The sequence below is a fragment of the Exiguobacterium sp. s123 genome (assembly GCF_018617075.1).
GTDB classification, from domain to species: Bacteria; Bacillota; Bacilli; order Exiguobacteriales; family Exiguobacteriaceae; genus Exiguobacterium; species Exiguobacterium profundum.
In genome coordinates, this window is sequence record NZ_JACSJL010000004.1 from 260,459 (window position 1) to 278,184 (window position 17,726).

16 protein-coding genes and 1 pseudogene are annotated in these 17,726 nt (G+C 47.7%); 10 read left to right on the forward strand and 7 right to left on the reverse strand.

All coding sequences use genetic code 11. The features are described from left to right. Positions 1-8: 8 nt before the first annotated feature. Positions 9-1,385, reverse strand: coding sequence for a methyl-accepting chemotaxis protein (locus KNO72_RS09335; protein ID WP_251028312.1), 1,377 nt, complete (start codon positions 1,383-1,385; stop codon positions 9-11). A 152-nt stretch (positions 1,386-1,537) separates the two neighbouring features. Then, positions 1,538-2,625: pseudogene (tnpB, locus tag KNO72_RS09340) on the reverse strand (IS200/IS605 family element RNA-guided endonuclease TnpB). A 426-nt stretch (positions 2,626-3,051) separates the two neighbouring features. Between tnpB and KNO72_RS09345 the strand changes: the two are divergent. From KNO72_RS09345 to KNO72_RS09355, 3 genes are all read left to right on the forward strand, one after another. Beyond that, positions 3,052-3,693, forward strand: a complete 642-nt coding sequence (locus KNO72_RS09345) for a TVP38/TMEM64 family protein (protein WP_078147622.1) — start codon at positions 3,052-3,054, stop codon at positions 3,691-3,693. A gap of 215 nt (positions 3,694-3,908) precedes the next feature. Then, a complete protein-coding gene (locus tag KNO72_RS09350) occupies positions 3,909-4,529 on the forward strand; it encodes a polysaccharide deacetylase family protein (protein WP_240499857.1) in 621 nt (206 codons plus the stop codon). A 126-nt stretch (positions 4,530-4,655) separates the two neighbouring features. Next, positions 4,656-6,188 carry a methyl-accepting chemotaxis protein gene (locus KNO72_RS09355; protein WP_214757942.1) on the forward strand — a complete coding sequence of 511 codons (1,533 nt, stop codon included), beginning with the start codon at positions 4,656-4,658 and terminating at the stop codon, positions 6,186-6,188. 38 nt (positions 6,189-6,226) lie between these two features. Here KNO72_RS09355 and KNO72_RS09360 read toward each other — a convergent pair whose 3' ends face one another. Next, positions 6,227-7,084, reverse strand: coding sequence for an SDR family oxidoreductase (locus KNO72_RS09360; RefSeq protein WP_214757944.1), 858 nt, complete (start codon positions 7,082-7,084; stop codon positions 6,227-6,229). Positions 7,085-7,230: 146 nt separating this feature from the next. Here KNO72_RS09360 and KNO72_RS09365 point away from each other — a divergent pair, with 146 nt between their 5' ends. The 3 genes from KNO72_RS09365 (at position 7,231) to KNO72_RS09375 (ending at position 8,943) form a co-directional block, all read left to right on the forward strand. Next, positions 7,231-7,659, forward strand: coding sequence for an Rrf2 family transcriptional regulator (locus tag KNO72_RS09365; RefSeq protein WP_078147626.1), 429 nt, complete (start codon positions 7,231-7,233; stop codon positions 7,657-7,659). 117 nt (positions 7,660-7,776) lie between these two features. Continuing rightward, complete coding sequence (locus KNO72_RS09370) at positions 7,777-8,694, forward strand: TerC family protein (RefSeq protein ID WP_159562943.1); 918 nt, start codon at positions 7,777-7,779, stop codon at positions 8,692-8,694. Between the two features lie 87 nt (positions 8,695-8,781). Then, entirely contained in the window at positions 8,782-8,943 is a 162-nt protein-coding gene (locus KNO72_RS09375; protein ID WP_159562944.1) for a hypothetical protein, read from the forward strand. A 45-nt stretch (positions 8,944-8,988) separates the two neighbouring features. Here the strand turns inward: KNO72_RS09375 and KNO72_RS09380 are convergent, their stop codons facing one another. Both KNO72_RS09380 and KNO72_RS09385 read right to left on the reverse strand, forming a co-directional pair. Beyond that, a complete protein-coding gene (locus KNO72_RS09380; RefSeq protein ID WP_214686217.1) occupies positions 8,989-9,705 on the reverse strand; it encodes a peptidoglycan DD-metalloendopeptidase family protein in 717 nt (238 codons plus the stop codon). A gap of 197 nt (positions 9,706-9,902) precedes the next feature. Then, positions 9,903-10,379, reverse strand: coding sequence for a DUF305 domain-containing protein (locus KNO72_RS09385; RefSeq protein WP_074035791.1), 477 nt, complete (start codon positions 10,377-10,379; stop codon positions 9,903-9,905). A 165-nt stretch (positions 10,380-10,544) separates the two neighbouring features. Between KNO72_RS09385 and KNO72_RS09390 the strand changes: the two genes are divergently transcribed. The 3 genes from KNO72_RS09390 to KNO72_RS09400 are packed head-to-tail and all read left to right on the forward strand — an operon-like array spanning position 10,545 to position 12,992. After that, positions 10,545-10,886, forward strand: coding sequence for a hypothetical protein (locus KNO72_RS09390; RefSeq protein WP_214757946.1), 342 nt, complete (start codon positions 10,545-10,547; stop codon positions 10,884-10,886). A gap of 25 nt (positions 10,887-10,911) precedes the next feature. After that, on the forward strand, positions 10,912-11,586 hold the full coding sequence (locus tag KNO72_RS09395) for a response regulator transcription factor (protein ID WP_214757947.1): 675 nt from the start codon (positions 10,912-10,914) through the stop codon (positions 11,584-11,586). After that, positions 11,583-12,992, forward strand: a complete 1,410-nt coding sequence (locus KNO72_RS09400; protein ID WP_214757948.1) for a sensor histidine kinase — start codon at positions 11,583-11,585, stop codon at positions 12,990-12,992. The genes KNO72_RS09395 and KNO72_RS09400 overlap by 4 nt, the downstream gene beginning before the upstream one ends. A 17-nt stretch (positions 12,993-13,009) precedes the next feature. Here the strand turns inward: KNO72_RS09400 and KNO72_RS09405 are convergent, their stop codons facing one another. Both KNO72_RS09405 and KNO72_RS09410 read right to left on the reverse strand, forming a co-directional pair. Continuing rightward, positions 13,010-13,954, reverse strand: coding sequence for a F510_1955 family glycosylhydrolase (locus KNO72_RS09405; RefSeq protein ID WP_078147630.1), 945 nt, complete (start codon positions 13,952-13,954; stop codon positions 13,010-13,012). 58 nt (positions 13,955-14,012) lie between these two features. Then, positions 14,013-16,025, reverse strand: coding sequence for a heavy metal translocating P-type ATPase (locus KNO72_RS09410; RefSeq protein ID WP_214757949.1), 2,013 nt, complete (start codon positions 16,023-16,025; stop codon positions 14,013-14,015). A 130-nt stretch (positions 16,026-16,155) separates the two neighbouring features. Here KNO72_RS09410 and KNO72_RS09415 point away from each other — a divergent pair, with 130 nt between their 5' ends. After that, the gene (locus KNO72_RS09415) at positions 16,156-17,685 is read left to right on the forward strand and encodes a multicopper oxidase family protein (protein ID WP_251024882.1); all 1,530 of its coding nucleotides are present in this window, start codon (positions 16,156-16,158) and stop codon (positions 17,683-17,685) included. The last annotated feature ends 41 nt before the right edge of the window (positions 17,686-17,726 follow it).

The window sequence follows — 17,726 nt, forward strand, 5'->3', positions numbered from 1 at the left end:
CTTTTCATTTACACAGTAAATCGATTCGTCATCTCTCGCATCTCATCCGCCATATTCGATAATTCTTGAGCGGCTGCCGTAATTTCTTCCATTGATGCCATCTGTTCTTCAGTAGCTGCTGATGTGTTCTCTGTTTCTGTGGCAGTCGATTCAGTAATTCCTTGAATCTCATTCACAGAGTTCAACACTTCTGTCGCTCCCGCCGCCATTTCTTGTACAGCACTGGACACTTCTTCTATTTGTTGCCCGACTTCTTCAATGGCCACTTTAATTTCATCAAACGCAACACCTGTCTGCCGCACGTTCGTCACGCTCTGTCCCATATCACCTTCTACGACATGCATCGTCTCTACGGCATGCTTTGTTTCTGTCTGTGTGTGATGAATTAGAGAGGAAATTTGTTTGGTCGCATCGGCTGATTCTTCCGCAAGTTTTCGTACTTCTGCAGCAACGACTGCAAACCCACGTCCCTGATCTCCTGCGCGCGCTGCCTCGATTGCTGCATTTAATGCAAGTAAGTTCGTTTGCTCTGCAATTCCTGAAATGGTCCCACTGATTGTACCAATCTCTTGAGAACGAGTATTAAGCTGCTCAATGACTTGTTGCAACGTCTTCACTTTTTCATTCATCGCTTCAAGCTGATGTTCAAGCGTTTCGATTAGCTCATTCCCTGATTGTACTTTGTCCAATGCCCCTTCCGATAATACAGTCATCTGTTGAGCACGATCAGAGACTTGGTGAATGCCATTCGTCAATTCTGAAAGGGTACCATTTGAAGACTTGACCCGTTTCAACTGATGGAGTGAACCCGAAGCGATTTCTTCCATCGTCACAGCTACCATCTCTGTCGCTTTTGTCGTTTCTTCTACGTTATTTTTCAAATCGTCCGATGAAGTCGCCACACGCCCAGCAGTCGAAGTCACTCCACCAATCAACTCTCGTAAACTTTCTTTCATCTGATTGAATGACTGTGCGAGCGCCCCGATTTCATCGCGTGATGTGTATGTGCTATTGACTGTCAAATCCCCTTCACCGGCACGACTCATCAATACGTTCAATTCTTTCACCGGACCAACCACAAGGCGCGTGATGTAGACGCCTAATCCAATTGAAAGCGCAGCTCCCAGAATGACAAGACCCCAAAAGATAAACACAGCACGCTCTCGATCAGACCGCATCGTATCACTGGCCGTTCCCGCATCCACATTCAACTGATCCATAACTTCTTTCGCTGTCTCAACAAGCGCAAGTCGAATTGGTCGTAATTCTATTCCATATTGTCGGTAAGCAGATTCATTTTCATTTCGTAATGCAGGTTGCAATACGACGTCTATGCTTTCCAAATATGCGTTCGTCTCTTCATTCAGCTTTTCGATTCGACTCATTAATTCAGGATCTTCTGTCGAAATCGAATCAGTGAACTACTCGCCACTTATTTGCTTCGCAAATTGAAGTGGGAGCTTCTTGGGAAGACCGCACTTTTACTAGCCACGATTGTTTACCAAGCTCACCGGGCAGTCCCTGCCCTGAATGGTTGTCAGTCAGCCAACATCAATAGGTTGAGGCTCGCGTTGATGTCACGGTCATGATGCGCGCCACAGGCACACGTCCATTCACGGACATCTAATTTTTTCTTCTCGCCTTTTTCGCCGCAAAAGAACAGATTTGCGTCGATGCGTACCATTGGTCGGCCTTGATGAGCGTCCGTCCGTAGAAGTTTGATTTGTATTCAAGCTGGCGGACGAACTCGTACCAACTGACGTCGGCAATCGATTTGGCGACCTTGTGGTTCTTCATCATGTTCTTCGATTTCAATGTCTCCACGACGATGACTTGGTTCTCGTCAACGGTTCGTTTTGACAATTTGTGAAGGAAGTCTTTGCGTTGGTTTGCGATTTTCTCGTGTTTCTTGGCCAAAAGTAATTTGGCTTTTTCACGATTCTTGCTCCCGATCTTCTTACGAGACAGAGCGCGTTGCGCCTTCTTGACCTTCTCTTCGGACTTGCGAAGAAAGCGAGGGTTGTCGATCTTCTCAGAAACCATGTCATCATTTGTCATGATGGCGAAGTGTTCTAACCCGAGATCGATGCCGATCTTGTTCTTAGCCGGAATCCATTGCTCGTCATCCTGATTGACAAGGATGGAAACGAAGAACTTGCCTGTCTTGGTCATCGACACCGTCGCCGACCGGATGACGCCCTCAAACGAGCGATGTTGTTCGAACTTCACGAAGCCGATTTTAGGAAGTCTCACCTTGCCGTTCTCGATGCGGATCGTACCGTGCTGGTTGTTCGTCGTGTAGGAGGCGCGCGACCGCCGTCTCGATTTGAAGGTCGGGAAGCCGGCCGTTCCGGCGAAGAACTTCGCGAACGCGGTGTCGAGGTTCAACTTCGCGTTCGCGAGCGCGAGGCTGTCCGCCTCGGCGAGGAACGGGAACAGGGGCTTGTAGGATGCGGGTGTCGCCGGATTTCGTCTCGTCACGATCCCCGCTTTCGCCTCATCGCGGATGGCGATGCGGTCCTCGAGCAGCTTGTTGTAGATGAACCGGGCGCAGCCGATCGTCTTGATGAGGAACTCGGCCTGTGCAGGCGTCGGGTGGAGCCTATATTTGTAGCCTTTCAGCATGTCCGTCCCTCCTCCTTCCAGCAGATCGTGATATGTCCTCCTCATCCGATACCCACGGAGGGGGAGGGAGAATCTGACGGAATAACGAACTTTTGTTCGTCACATCTGTCATAGGGAGAGAAAACTGTTGGACCGGGCGATTCATCTCCCACCTACGCCGGGCTTCGCCCCGAGACGCTTAGAGGAGGGAGAATTCTCGCCTGATTTTAGTTAAATTTTTCATCATTTTCCCTCCCATTCTATTTATCGTGTCGAATTTGTGAAAAATGAAGCAATGTTTAGAAAGCCTTGACCTAAGTTTCAATTCGAATAGCTGCCTCTTTGCTCCAGCTCGTTACACCTTTTGTAAGCCGGCTCGCATTTATGTTGTATGGAGATGCAGTATACTAACATCAGATACATTCGGTTACGAAAGGAGCGGACAACTTGTCACGACCACTTAAACTCACACTCTTTCTTCTCGTGTTTGGATCTTTGTTCTATATCACCCATTTCCACTATGAGTTGCGTCCGTCTGACATCCGGGACATCGTCTTGTCATTCGGATTTTGGGGTCCACTCTTCTTTATTTTTCTTTATGCCATCGGTCCGGTCGCATTTTTACCGACATCCGTCCTCTCGCTCGGAGCCGGACTCGCGTTCGGCGTATGGCCAGGTGTCCTCTATATCATTATTGGTGCAACTGCTGCTGCGACGACCGGTTATGTGATGGGGCGTTTTTTCGGACGCTCAGTCATCAACGTCGACCGCTATCCATGGTCAGAGAAACTGTTCACACAAATGGAGCGTCGTGGCTTTTTATATGTATTTGTCCTCCGGCTCATCCCGCTCGTCAGTTTCGACTTACTCAGTTATGCCGGCGGAATCTCACGTGTTCGCTTCCGTGCCTTCGTACCGGCGACCGTGCTCGGCATGATTCCAGGTACGTTCGCCTACAGCTTCCTCGGGGCGAGCCTCGCCTCAGGCAGTGTCACTACGATCTTCATCGCCGCGCTCGTCTTCGTCGGCTTGATTGTCGTGACGTATATCTTCCGGGAACCGGTGAAAAAGTGGTTAGGCCTAAATTGAAAAATCGATTCTCCTATCTCACTAAAAGGCATTTGAACACACAATCCCTTTTATTGTAAATTATATGTGGGAATAATATCCACATATACTATTTAAAGGGGAATCACCACGTGTTTAAAAAAGTTATCGCCTGTCTTCTAGTTATTTTCATGTTATGTAGTTCGTCTGTTTCAATTTCAGCAAAAGAATTTCATTCTCGATATAATAAAGGAGAAATGGTCTATCTAACCTTCGACGATGGACCAAATCAATACACACCGAAGTTGCTCGATGTCTTAAAACGATATGATGTGAAGGCAACTTTTTTTATTTTGGGCAAGAAAATCAAAGGAAATGAAGCCATTCTCCAACGAATCGTGGACGAGGGTCATACAATCGGATTACATAGTATGACTCACGATAAGAAAACATTTTATCGTTCCCCTCAAACCGCAGTAAATGAGATGAAACAAGTTCAACAATTGATTTTTGATATCACCGGCGTAAAGTCAACGACCATTCGCGTCCCTTATGGAAGTGTGCCTCATATGACCAAAGCACATCGTCAAGCGATGGAAAAGGCCGGTTTTGACATGTGGGACTGGAACGTTGATACGCTCGATTGGAAATATAAAAAGGATCAAAAAACGATGCGCTATCAAACGATCAAACAAGTACGTGCTCATCGCGCTTACTATCAAGCATCTATCGTCTTGATGCATGATCACGCCACTTCTCCAGAATCACTCTCTTATATGCTGAGACATTTGACACGTGAGAAGTTTCTCTTTTTGACGACGGATCAAGCAAAAAAACCGTATCATTTCTATAACAAGTGGTACGGCACATCACATTGATTACCTCAATCGGAGCCCTGTGCTCCTTTTTTTGTTCCAAATGTGCAATCTATATTAACTTCCGTCAACTTCATCCGATATGTATAGAGCTACAACAAATGAACACGAGAATGTGAGGAAAGAATGATGAGTTTGATCAAAAGAAATCAGTTGATGTTGTTGACGACGTTATTGATTGTGATGACGTCGGTTGTTGTCCATTTGCTACATCGTTTCACGGACTTTGCCTATGCGTATACGATCCTACGAAACGGTGCGGACGGTTACGTGTATTCCGGTGTGACGTGGGTCTTGTTCGCCCTTCCAATCCTCTTCTTTGGGATGATGGTCGTCGCCTCGAAGCGAGAATCCGTAGCATTTCCTTATTGGATGATGCTGACGCTCACCTTCGCTAGCATCTCGACCGTCGCAGGAGGGCAAGGACTCGTTGAGTATCACTTCTCCATTTTTGTCGTCTTGGCGATTTTGTCGTTCATGCGTCGAACCGATTTGATTTTGTATAGTGCGGGGATCTTTGCTGTGCAACATCTAGTCGGATACTTTTTAATCCCTGAGATGATTTGTGGGACGAGCGACTATCCGTTCAGTTTACTACTCGTCCATGCCGTATACTTGATTCTTCTCAGCGTCGTGCTTGTCGCGCAAATCCACCTCCGTAACAAAGAGACGCAACATGCCGAGGCACAGGAGCAAGAAACACGACAGTTGTTACAACAAGCGATTCATGATGTCAGCGCCCTCGTTCAATCGTTAAACAGTCACGCCGAAGAGCTTGAATCTGCTGCTAACCAGTCTCTTGAATCTGGTGAGCAAATCGCTGTCACGGTCGATCCAATTGTCGCGCATGCTTCATCCCAACAGGAATCCATGGTGCAAGGGGCAGATGAAATTCACTCAATCCGTTCTTTGACAGCGCTCATTCAAGAACGAATGGCCCAGACGGCCGCAGCGTCCTCGCGTATCGCCAAAGATGCCCTTGCCGGGAACAAAGACATGCGACTGATGGAAGCAAAAGTACAAGAAATCATCACCGAGTCGGAGCAGCTCGACCGGATTGTCGCGACAATGTCGAATCGTTCAACCGAAATCCAAGAAATCTTGCAACAAGTCGGTTCAATCAGTGAACAGACGAACATGCTCGCCTTGAATGCATCTATTGAAGCGGCTCGTGCCGGTGAGGCTGGACGAGGATTCGCTGTTGTCGCCTCCGAAGTCGGGAAACTCGCTGTCCAATCGCGTGAATATGCATCCGAGATGACCCGAGTCCTCGGTGGATTGATGGAAGATACGACCGTCGTATCCAAATCAGCGCATCTTTTCAAACAAGCGACCGAAAACTGTCAAACGGTCACGAACGATGTGACGGCTGTCTTTGGCCGTCTTACAGAAGATGTATCAGAAATCGACGAACAAATCGCTTCAATTCAAGAGACGCGCCAGCGGGTCACGACACAGATGGAAACACTCGAAACACGACTTGAATCGACGAAATATGCGGCGAATGAACTTCAACAACAGATTCACCATGTTGCCGCAGCAACGGAAGAGCAAGTCGCTATTCAAAAAGAACTCAGCTCGATGTCGGACCGACTCGCGCTAACCGCGAATTCGCTTGAAAACGTGACTTCTCAACTCGAGGATCACGCCACTCGCGCCTAACACAAATGCCCTCGACCACTTGGTCGAGGGCATTTTCCTTATCGGCCGAGCAATTGACGAATTCCTTCTTGAAGAGGTGTGACCGGGCGTCCGAGAACCGATTCGAAGTCACTCTCATGAATTTCGAGCGTTCCTTGACGAATGCTTCGCTGAATCCCCACAAGAATCGCAACGACTTCCTCTGGCAACCCAGCCCCGCGCATCGTCTCTTCGTATGCCTCGAGACTCAACTCCTGCATCATCACTTCACGACCTAACACTTCACTGAGTGCGTCTACAAGATCTTGCTGGGTATGAAGTGGTCCTGATAGTTCGTAGATCACATGATCCTGTTGTTCTTTCAACAGAACATTCGCTGCGGCTTCCGCATAATCTTGTTGTAGAGCCCAACCGACTTTACCGTCCCGAGCCGCCGTGATCCATGGCGCCCCGTCAATTACCGCTTGAATGCTTGATAACTCGTTTTCTAAGTACCAGTTGTTCCGTAAGAACGCATGTGGAATACCGGACTCGACAATCGCTTCCTCTGTGACGACATGTGGAGGTGCCATCAAGTTCTCACTGTCTGTCGCATCGGCTAGACTCGTGTAGGCAATGAATGAAACACCTGCCCGTTTCGCCGCCTCAACCGCGTTCGTATGTTGACGAATCCGCGTATCGTTATCGCCATCTGCCGAGATGATCAAAAGACGCTCAACACCTTTGAACGTTTCATCGAGTGTGTCTGGCTGATCAAAATCACCATGTCGCACATCAACGCCACGCTCTTTAAGAGACGCCGCCTTCTCCGGATTCCGTACACTTACAGCGAGCTCACTCGCATCAATCGACTTAAGTAGTTCCTCTACAATTTTCGAGCCGAGTTTCCCCGTTGCTCCTGTGACTAAATATTTCATTCTTTTTCCTCCCCTAACCTGTAATCGAATCACTTACCTGTAATTATGATAATTACAGGTAACTGATTTGTCAATTATTCTTTCCCTGTTATACTAAGCATGTAACAAAGTTGTTTACATCTATAAAAACCGAAAGGGAGATATTTATGACAATCAGTAGTCGTTTTTCGGTTGCCATCCACATGCTGACTCTTGTTGCGCTTTCACCACCAGAAGTGATTTCATCAGATTTTTTAGCGCGGAGCGTAAATACAAACCCTGCTCTTATTCGAAAAATCATGGCCATGTTAAAAAAAGCAGAATTGATTCAAGTTAAACCAGGTGTTGCTGGTGCAATTCTTACTAAACCACTAAACACCATTTCACTTCTTGAAATTTATCAAGCCGTTGCTGTCGTCGAACCAAATGAACTGTTCGGAATTCATGATCAACCAAATCCGGCTTGCCCGGTCGGAAGAAACATCCAAGCAACGATTGAGCCCATTTTTATAACAGCTCAATCCGCCATGGAACGAGTCCTAGAGCAAATTATGCTTGCAGATGTTGTACAAAACATTGAACAAAGTATAGATTGAGGAATAAACAACCACTCTTTTTCGAGTGGTTGTTTATTTTTACGCTTGACTTTGAGTTCTTATGAACTTAAATTAAATATATAGAAGTTCATATGACCTTAAAAGGAGGAATTGTTGTTGACCCTACTTATCGGGTTCTTACTCATCGTCATCTTCATGCTCGCACTTGACCTCGGGGTGTTCCACCGTAAAGCGCACGAAGTCTCGCTCCGCGAAGCATGGACATGGACGTTTGTCTGGATTGGGATTGCCATCGCATTCGGAGGATGGTTGTTCTTCACGCAAGGAAGTACAGCCGCAACGGAATATGCGAGCGTCTACTTTATCGAAAAGGCACTCGCGATTGATAATGTCTTCGTCTTTTCACTTGTTTTTGCCTATTTCGCCATCCCACTCAAGTATCAACACAAGGTACTGTTCTGGGGGATTCTAGGAGCGATTTTCTTCCGCGCTGTCTTCATCGTCGCTGGCGTATCCCTTTTAGAAAACTTCGGTTGGGTCTACTACGTGTTCGGAGCGTTTCTCGTTTATACAGGGTGGATGATGTATAAGAATATCGGGAAAGACGAGTCACTTGAAGAAAACAAGACGATTCGTTGGCTCGAGCGACGCCTGCCCATCACACAGGATATCTCATCCGGGAAGTTCACGAAGCGCATCAATGGGAAGTTGTTCTTCACGCCACTCTTCATCGCGCTCATCTTTATCGAATTGTCGGATATCGTCTTCGCTGTCGATTCGGTCGCTGCAAGTTTCGCGTATTCACGTGACCCGTATATCATCTTCTATGCGAACATCATGGCGATTCTCGGACTTCGTAGCCTCTACTTCGTCCTCGCCAACTTGATCGACCGCTTCTACTATTTGAAACACGGTCTCAGCTTCATGCTCGTCTTCATCGGGGCGAAGATGATTTTCGGTGATGTGTACAAAATGCCGATTTGGATGTCTCTTGGAACCATCGTTCTCGTCATCCTGATTAGCGTCCTCTATAGTTTCTACAAAACGAAACCTGGTTCGTCTAAACACGTATAATGAATCAATCAGTCCATTTCGTCGGTGTTCTTTCTTTGAAAATCGGGTAATCATTGAGGTGCACAACTACAGAAAAGGGGATTCAATATGTTTGATCGGATTGGCCTCATGAGTATCGGTCTCGTCTTCGGGATCATCCTTATGTTACTTTTCAATAATCTATTCGGATTGGTGTTCGGTATCGTCCTTGGTGTCAGCTTCATCGCCGCCAACCAAATCGAACGAAACAAACAAACAACATGGCATTAATCAAAAAGCACGCGCTCCCATTGTTTGAGAGCGCGTGCTTTTATGTCAAAACATTGTATACGGATTGATACTGTTAGCAGGAGATGAACTGCTATACACATAGCTGTTCCGATGCACTTCGAAGTGGAGATGATTCCCGAACGAGTTACCGGTATTCCCCACCGTTCCAATCGTTGCTCCTTTTGCTAGCGTCTGTCCTGTGACGACATTGAGACGATCGAGGTGTGCATATACTGTGATGTATGTTTGTCCGTTCAACTGGTGGCTCATCATGATGTGGTTACCGTAAGCCCCATAGTTCCGAGAAACGATGACTTTTCCATAAGCGGCTGACACGACCGGTGTTCCTCTTGGAGCAGCCAAGTCGATACCGTTATGGAACGTATAACCGTACTGCCCGCTCGCCGGACCATACTTTTGTGTCAACGTCCCTTTTGTCGGGATGATCATTTTCGCAGCCGATGTGGTTGAAAGCGTGGAGACACTGTACTTCTTCACATATGTACTGGATACGTAGCGGGATGTCCCGTTGAAATTGATTTTTGTCCATCCCCCGCTCACGCCGAGATATTTGAAGGATTGTCCCAACTTCGCACTGCCGACGATTGCATACGTCGTGCCCGGACCCGAACGGACGTTTAAACTGTTAGTCGTGACTTTGACATAATACGTGGTAGCAGCTTCAGCCGGGGTACCTGTCGGAGTGAAGATTCCGACTGTGAGAAGAACGGCACAGAAGAGAGAAAGCATCTTTCGTTTCATGATGTGGTAAATCCTTTCAATTATGTATTTAAATTTTTTTTTTATATTATCTAACTGAAAAAATTTTACCACCAAAACGAACCGACAAATATGTCATTTATATTTCAAATAAAGGAAAACAAATTATAACTTACTTTCTTTATTTTTCCTTTTCAACATACAAAAAATGCACAGCCGTTTTCGACTGTGCATGTCTGTTACTCACGATTTTCCTCGGCGTTCTCCTCTTCATCCTCTAAATCTTCAATCAATCGCTTCATCTCTTCAATTTCACGGCGCTGTGCCTTGATGATTTCTTCAGACAATTCTTTCACGCGTGGGTCTTCAATTTCAGCGCGTTCACTTGTCAAAATGGCAATCGAGTGGTGAGGGATCATCGCTTTCATCCAACTGACATCATCGACGGTCGTCTGGCTACGTACGAGCCAAAGCGAGGCACTGAAGACGAGAGCACTGACCCCTAGGATGATAAAGTTAACTGTTTTGTTCTTATACATCCCCCACATGAAGAGAAGCATGACGAACGCCATGACCGATCCCATGATGAGTGCCATGTACAACCTCGTCTGACTAAAGAAGATATGATTGAACTGAAACACGTTCAAATACATGAGCCAATACATAATGAATGTCGAGACCGCAATCATGATTCCAAATTTACCGTACTGTTTCATCTTATTCATCCTTTCTTATTGTGCGTATAAAAACTCTTTTACCTACTTCTTCTATACTCAAACCCGCCTATTTCTCGGTCTAATCGTACTCTTAACGCTTTTCACTTCTTTTTCACAAACATCGGGTACACTAGTGAAATTGAGTTCATGCAAGGAAGGAGAACGATGATGCAAGAGCGGACATTGCGTGACGTACTGGCAACACTTGATTCTGTTTTATCTTGGTCTTATCTCGATCACCCGGAAAAAATGACAATTCGCGGAATCGGAACGACACCAGAAAAAATAAATAAAATGTTTTTATATATATGCAAGCGCCCAATCAATGAACGTGGCGTCGATTTAGTGAGGGCCGCCATCCGAAATGGTGCAGTAGCCATCGTCACGGATCGACCGATTGACGCGAGAGTACCCGTCATTTACTGTCGAGACGTCGAACGCGCACGTGAACAACTACAGACTCTTTTCGCCATGGAAGGAAATCACGCAAAGCACACGGAACGATAATAATAAGAGGAAGGAGGAATACAAGATGAAGATTCTCATCGTAGACGATGAAGAAAAAATGAGACATTTGATTCGTTTGTTTCTTGAGAGCGATGGGTATGCTTGCATCGAGGCAAATGATGCCGATTCCGCACTCGATAAGATTGAAGAGCGACCGGACCTCATCCTTTTAGATATTATGATGCCGGAAGTGGACGGCATCTCACTTTGTCGTCAGTTGAAAACGATGGATCCGGCATTACCCATCGTCTTGTTGACGGCACGTTCAGACAACGAGACCACCATTCAAGGGCTAGATGCCGGAGCGGATGACTACGTCACCAAACCGTTCGATGGAAATGTGTTGCTCGCTCGAATTCGAGCCGTCCTGCGAAGAAGTCGGGTCGTTAACCTACAATACGGTCCACTCCGTTACGATGAAGAGTGTGGGCGCATCTTATATGAAGAACAGGAAATCATTCTGACGCCAAAAGCAACAGCCATCTTGAAGCTATTTCTTCAGCACCCGAATCGTTTGTTCAATCGCTTAGATTTGTATGATCTCGTCTGGCCGTACTCTGCCGAATCTGACCCCCGTACAGTCGATGCACACATACGCATGATTCGAGAAAAGTTAGGGGACGCAGGCTTTCCAATCGATGATTATTTGAAGACGGTATGGGGACGTGGGTATCGATGGACCGAGGAGCGTTCCGGATGAGACGCAGTCGTAATAGCTTACCGTTCCGAATCAGCCTCGTCTTCCTGTTGTCTACGTTGTTGATTGAAGGAGTCTTATTCTTGCTCCTTTACCACACACTACTTGGGGAACGCGTGACAGAAGAAGTCCATCGATTAGAATCACGGGCTGAGAGTCATGCGAATGTATTGGCGATGAACTTTTCCGAAGAGACAATCGGTCATGTGGCTACCATGGAAAGTGAGACGGACACAAAAGTTGCCATCACTGACCCAGCACATGATCTTCTTCAAACGTCCCGTTCTTTTCCACAGGTACTGGTCGATACCGTCGAAACGAAACGACGTGCAGGTCCATTCGATGATACGACTGTTCTAGAGGACGACTGGGAAAACGAGCCGTATTTAAGCGTTCGTACGCCGATCACGGATGATCTCGATACACGGTATGGGTACGTCTACATGTTTTTACCGACTGAGATCATTCATGGAATCAGTCATCGCCTTCAGTTGCGATTTCTGTATATCACGACCATCGCACTGGTGACGACCGTGCTGACCTTCATCCTGCTGAGCCGCCTCATTTCGAAACCAATTCAGTCACTGAAACAAGCGACCGAGAACGTACTGACGAATCCCGATAACCTACAGCTACCAACGAATCGCGTTGACGAAATCGGTGAGTTGGCTCGCTCCATCGAGGCCATGTCCGTGGAGTTGGCTCGCTTACGTCGCGAACGACATCAATTTTTGTCCGATCTCTCACATGAAATCAAGACCCCTCTCACTTATTTGAGGGGATATGCCGAGATTGCTTCGAAAGAAAGCACACCCGAACCGCTACGCAATCAATCCATCCAGACAATTTTAGATGAGAGTCGTTCGCTCACAGAACTGGTGGAAAATGCGTTTCAATTGGCTCAACTCGACGAAAACACGTTCTTGTTACATCGAGAAGAAGTTTCTGTCACGACGTTTTGTGAGGATTTACGACGAATGCTCGATACGATGTTCCGAATGACGACGATTCGGTTCGCTGCTTCTCCGAACATAGAACAAGCAGACATCACGCTCACATTGGATCGACATCGCATGCTTCAGGTCTTCCGGTCCATTGCCCACAACGCGATTCAGCATAGTGAGGCGACACATGTTTCACTTCATTCTAATACTTCAGACGCTTATCTCGTCTTGACCATCACTGACGACGGAAAGGGAATTCCTGAAGAAGATCTCCCACACATTTTCGACCGTCTGTACCGTGTTGAAAAATCACGATCTCGTCAAACTGGTGGAAGCGGACTCGGACTCGCCATCGCCAAGCAAATCGTCACACGGCATGGTGGGACGTTGACGGTATCTTCGGATACAACAGGTACCTCGTTCACCGTCGCCCTACCACTCAGCAAAAAGACGCCTCTCCAGTAATGGAAAGGCGTCTTTCGTCAGTCGAGTTCACCTGCATCAAGTTGTGTCTGCCACTTCTCGTCTATGAGCTCATATACGCTATTGTCAGATGTGACGAGCAGCATGCGCTCCTCTTTGATCGCCAATTTAATCGGCACAGCATCCGCTTGAAACTCTGGAAGATCGAACGTCTCTGTAGACTCATCGTCTAGATTGAAACGAACCCCTTCGAAAGAACCATCTGTCTGTCGTACGTATGCCAACTGCCCCTCATCCGCTCCGACCGTAATCACCTGTTCTGATTCAACGAGTGGCTCGAACGAATCTCCAAAGTCCTTCGAAACGAGGATACCGGACGGTCCGTATAAGAAGACCCGCTCCGCTTCCGTCGCGTCGGCGACAATCCCTGCCACCTGCTCACCCTCTACCCCAGATCCTCGCATCGACTCGAACGATCTTCCGCCATCGTCCGAACGATAGAATCCAGGTTCTAGCTCTGACGTCGCTTCCTCAAGGTAGACGTACAACATTTCCGTCGCATAACCCGCACTCATGTAATGAAAGTCTGCCTCTCCCTCCAGTGCCCGTACGTCTAATGTCATGCCATGGTCTTTCCCGTATAACACACCGAGTGGATTTTGGAAGTCGGTACGTCGGTCGGGATGACCACTTGCATAAAATCCATCCTCGACGAGTTCGAATCCCATATAGTCATGACGATTCGTCGGAAGTGTATACCAGCCATCTTCACGATATTCCATCAATCCGGCATGCGTTGCAATGACCGGACGGTTATCGTCTTGCCAAAATCCAGCCCCGTGAATATGAGAAACCGTTTCATCGGATCTCACACGCTGCCACTCGTCTTTTGTAGTTGTCGTCACGTTCTCGGATTGACTCGTGTCCGACGGTGCTTCTTCCGTTCCACAAGCCGTTAAAAGCAGTGGAGTCAGGAATAGTGATAGTATCAACATTCGTTTCATCTTGATCCCTCCATCTCTAGCATCCCGTCTAGCATACTGACTAAAGGTGAAAGAAATGTTAAATCTTCAAAAGTCGAGCGTTGATTGCGACAATAACTGTGCTTAAACTCATCAAGACGGCACCGATGGCTGGGGACAAGATGATTCCAATCGGAGCCAGAACGCCTGCAGCAAGCGGGATGGCGACGATGTTATACCCGGCTGCCCACCACAAGTTTTGAATCATCTTACGATACGTGTTCTGTGAAAGCTCCAAAATCGATAGGACATCTTTCGGATTACTGCGGACGAGGACAATATCTGCCGTTTCGACGGCAACGTCTGTCCCGCTCCCGATTGCGATGCCGACATCCGCTTGTGCTAAGGCAGGTGCGTCATTGATTCCATCTCCGACCATCGCTACTTTGCTGCCATCTTTTTGGACGTCTTTCACTTGGTTCGCCTTGTCGTCCGGTAATACTTCGGCATACACGTCATCGATACCGAGCTGACCCGCGACCCAATGCGCGACCTTCTCGTTGTCACCCGTCAACATGATCGAGCGAATGCCTTTTTCATGAAGTGCCTCGACGGTCTCTTTCGCTTCTTCCCTCACCAGATCGGCCATCGCAATCATCCCGACCCATTCTCCGTCTTTCAAAACAAAGACGACGGTCTTTCCTTCTTCCGAGAGTCGTGCAAACGTCTCCTCATCAATTTGAATGTGTTGATCGCGGATATGTCGCGGACTGACGACTTGTATATGCGCACCGTCAACCGTTCCTTCCAATCCGACACCTGTCATCGAACCGAAGTCGTCGACAGCCGCCAGTTTCAATTCCCGTCTCTCGGCTTCTCTTAAAATCCCTTGCGCGAGAGGATGTTGCGACTCACGCTCAACTGCTCCTGCGAGTTGCAACACGTCTTCCTCCTTATAAGGCGAGTTCGCCTGTATGTCCGTGACGCCGAAATTCCCTTCCGTCAGCGTACCGGTCTTATCGAAAATGACGGCATCGAGTCGACGCGCCTCTTCAAATTGAGTCCGATTGCGGATGAGAAGACCTTGTTTTGCCGATAATGCTGTCGAGACGGCGACGACCAGGGGTGTCGCCAGTCCAAGTGCATGGGGACATGAGATGACCATGACCGTTACCATCCGTTCGATCGCTGTCCCGACTGAGTAGCCGAGCATGAACCAGATGGTGAACGTGATGACCCCAGCGGCAATTGCGATATAGAACAAATATTTTGCCGCCCGGTTCGCCAGATTTTGAGCCCGCGACTTCGATTTTTGTGCCTCACTCACCAATTCAACCACTTTTGACAAGTACGTACTTTCTCCCGTACCAATCGTTTCAATCGTCAAACTCCCTTCTTGGTTGATCGAACCCGCAATGACATCTTCACCTTCTGTTTTTTCGACCGGTACCGATTCGCCGGTTAACATCGACTCGTCGATGGTTGTTCGTCCTTTGATGATTTTCCCGTCCACGGGTACCTGCTCCCCCGGTTTGACGAGGATTCGGTCTCCTTCCTTCAGTTCAGAGATAGGAACGTCTTCCGTTTCTTCCCCATTGATGCGATGCGCTTCGTTCGGTAGAAGCTGCACGAGTTGTTCCAACGCGTTCGACGCTCCCATGACAGAACGCATCTCAATCCAATGGCCGAGTAGCATGATCACAATCAATGAAGCGAGTTCCCAAAAGAAGTCATGTCCGCTTCCATAGCCAAAGACGACAGCTGCACTATAAAAGTAAGCGACGCTGATCGCCAAGCCAATAAGCATCATCATGCCCGGGCTACGCTCTCTTAACTCTTCCACACTTCCTTTTAAGAACGGCCACCCGCCGTATACATACACAATCGTCGCCAATACAAATAAGATTGTCTTTTCAAACGGAAAATCGAGTTCAAACCGCAGCCATTCTTGAATCATGTCCGATAACAATAAAATCGGAATCATCAGCCCGAGCGATACGAAGAAACGTCGTTTGAAATCGTCAATCATATGCTCGTGTCCGTGTCCGCCATGATGAGACTCGTGACTCTCCTCATGATGTCCATGGTGTTGATCGTGTGCATGTTCCATCATTCATCCTCTCCTTTACACGGATTGTATACCTCTATTCGGTATGCGATTAAACAGATTTGGACTTTCATGTTTCTTTCACAATTAGGTGGTACAACAAAGTGAGGACTGAACAATGAAGGAGTGTTATAGCATGAAATCGAAAGGAATATGGTTTCTGTTGACGGGGATTTTAATTGGAGGCATCCTCGTTTTACTAATCGTCCTTTTCAACGGGACATGGAACCATAACAACAATATGGACCAAGATCATATGATGGGAAACGATTCGGCAACGGGTCAGATGGATGATCACATGATGGGTGATAATGGAATGGGTGGCAATAACGGACCGATGGGACACGGAGCGATGCAAGAGCTCCAAGCAACGGATGAACCGACACAGCCGCTTCCGATTCCGACTGCCTTACAGCCAAATCGTGTCACGGGAGACACGGTCTACTATACGGTGGAAGCAACTAAAGGCACGTCACAATTTTTCAAAGACGGCAAGAAATCGGAAACGTTCGGCTATAATGGAGACTTACTCGGACCAATGATCGAGTTACCGAAAGGAAAAACAGTCGTAATCGATACCATCAATCGATTGGATGAACCGACAACGTTCCACTGGCACGGACTCGTCATCCCTGCCGACATGGACGGGGGACCTCATCAGACCGTCGCACCAGGTGAACAGGCACAAGTTCGACTCGACATCGATCAAGAACCTAGTACACTGTGGTTCCACCCCCATCCGATGGGATTGACAGCCGAACAAGTTTATAAAGGGCTCGCCGGTCTTCTTTATGTGACCGACGATGCACAGAACGGTCTCCCGAATGAATATGGAGTCGACGACATCCCGCTCATCGTACAAGATCGACTCTTCACGCCGAACGGTGAGTTGGATTATGATGCCCATATGAACGTTGATGGAACGACGGGGGATACCATTCTTGCGAATGGAGCCATCAACACGACGTTCGACGTTCAAACCGAGACGTTACGAGTGCGACTAGTCAACGGTTCGAATGCGCGCGATTTTGATTTTACGTTATCTAACGAGGCCGAGATGACGCAGATTGCGACAGACGGAGGGCCGTTAGAACGCCCGATTCCCTTAGAGACCCTCACGTTGACACCAGGTGAACGGGCCGAGGTACTGATTGATTTTTCACAAGTTGAAGATGTCGCCGCCTTAAAAGCGGACGGGGTGACATTCACCACGTTTCGTGTCGGTGAACTTGACAAGGCGTCCATTAAGATTCCGGTGACCGAAACGATGGAGCGCTTGACAGATGAGACAGCAGACCGCCGCCTCACCCTTTTTGGAATGGGTAACATGGTTTCAATCAACGGAAAGACCTATGATCCGGAGCGTATCGACATCGAAGCGAAACGCGGAGACACCGAGGTATGGGAAATTGAAAATAAGCCGGATATGATGGGTGGGATGACACATCCTTTCCACATCCACGGCGTCCAGTTCCGAGTCATTAGTCGAGACGGCAACCCACCATCCGATCAGGAAAAAGGGTGGAAAGATACGGTAGCCGTCGCTCCGGATGAACGAGTAAAGATTGAAATCACCTTCACGAAAACCGGCACATTTATGTATCATTGTCACATCCTCGAGCATGAAGAAAATGGGATGATGGGACAAGTAAACGTGACCGAATGACCGACACCTCTCTGTTCTATCAGCGGAGAGGTGTTTTGTAT

Excerpts from the sequence above, each read along its gene's own strand:
- KNO72_RS09335 (WP_251028312.1), bottom strand. The coding sequence starts at position 1,385 with ATGAGTCGAATCGAAAAGCTGAATGAAGAGACGAACGCATATTTGGAA.
- KNO72_RS09350 (WP_240499857.1), top strand. The coding sequence starts at position 3,909 with ATGGTCTATCTAACCTTCGACGATGGACCAAATCAATACACACCGAAG.
- KNO72_RS09355 (WP_214757942.1), top strand. The coding sequence starts at position 4,656 with ATGAGTTTGATCAAAAGAAATCAGTTGATGTTGTTGACGACGTTATTG.
- KNO72_RS09360 (WP_214757944.1), bottom strand. The coding sequence starts at position 7,084 with ATGAAATATTTAGTCACAGGAGCAACGGGGAAACTCGGCTCGAAAATT.
- KNO72_RS09365 (WP_078147626.1), top strand. The coding sequence starts at position 7,231 with ATGACAATCAGTAGTCGTTTTTCGGTTGCCATCCACATGCTGACTCTT.
- KNO72_RS09375 (WP_159562944.1), top strand. The coding sequence starts at position 8,782 with ATGTTTGATCGGATTGGCCTCATGAGTATCGGTCTCGTCTTCGGGATC.
- KNO72_RS09380 (WP_214686217.1), bottom strand. The coding sequence starts at position 9,705 with ATGAAACGAAAGATGCTTTCTCTCTTCTGTGCCGTTCTTCTCACAGTC.
- KNO72_RS09385 (WP_074035791.1), bottom strand. The coding sequence starts at position 10,379 with ATGAAACAGTACGGTAAATTTGGAATCATGATTGCGGTCTCGACATTC.
- KNO72_RS09390 (WP_214757946.1), top strand. The coding sequence starts at position 10,545 with ATGATGCAAGAGCGGACATTGCGTGACGTACTGGCAACACTTGATTCT.
- KNO72_RS09395 (WP_214757947.1), top strand. The coding sequence starts at position 10,912 with ATGAAGATTCTCATCGTAGACGATGAAGAAAAAATGAGACATTTGATT.
- KNO72_RS09400 (WP_214757948.1), top strand. The coding sequence starts at position 11,583 with ATGAGACGCAGTCGTAATAGCTTACCGTTCCGAATCAGCCTCGTCTTC.
- KNO72_RS09405 (WP_078147630.1), bottom strand. The coding sequence starts at position 13,954 with ATGAAACGAATGTTGATACTATCACTATTCCTGACTCCACTGCTTTTA.
- KNO72_RS09410 (WP_214757949.1), bottom strand. The coding sequence starts at position 16,025 with ATGATGGAACATGCACACGATCAACACCATGGACATCATGAGGAGAGT.
- KNO72_RS09415 (WP_251024882.1), top strand. The coding sequence starts at position 16,156 with ATGAAATCGAAAGGAATATGGTTTCTGTTGACGGGGATTTTAATTGGA.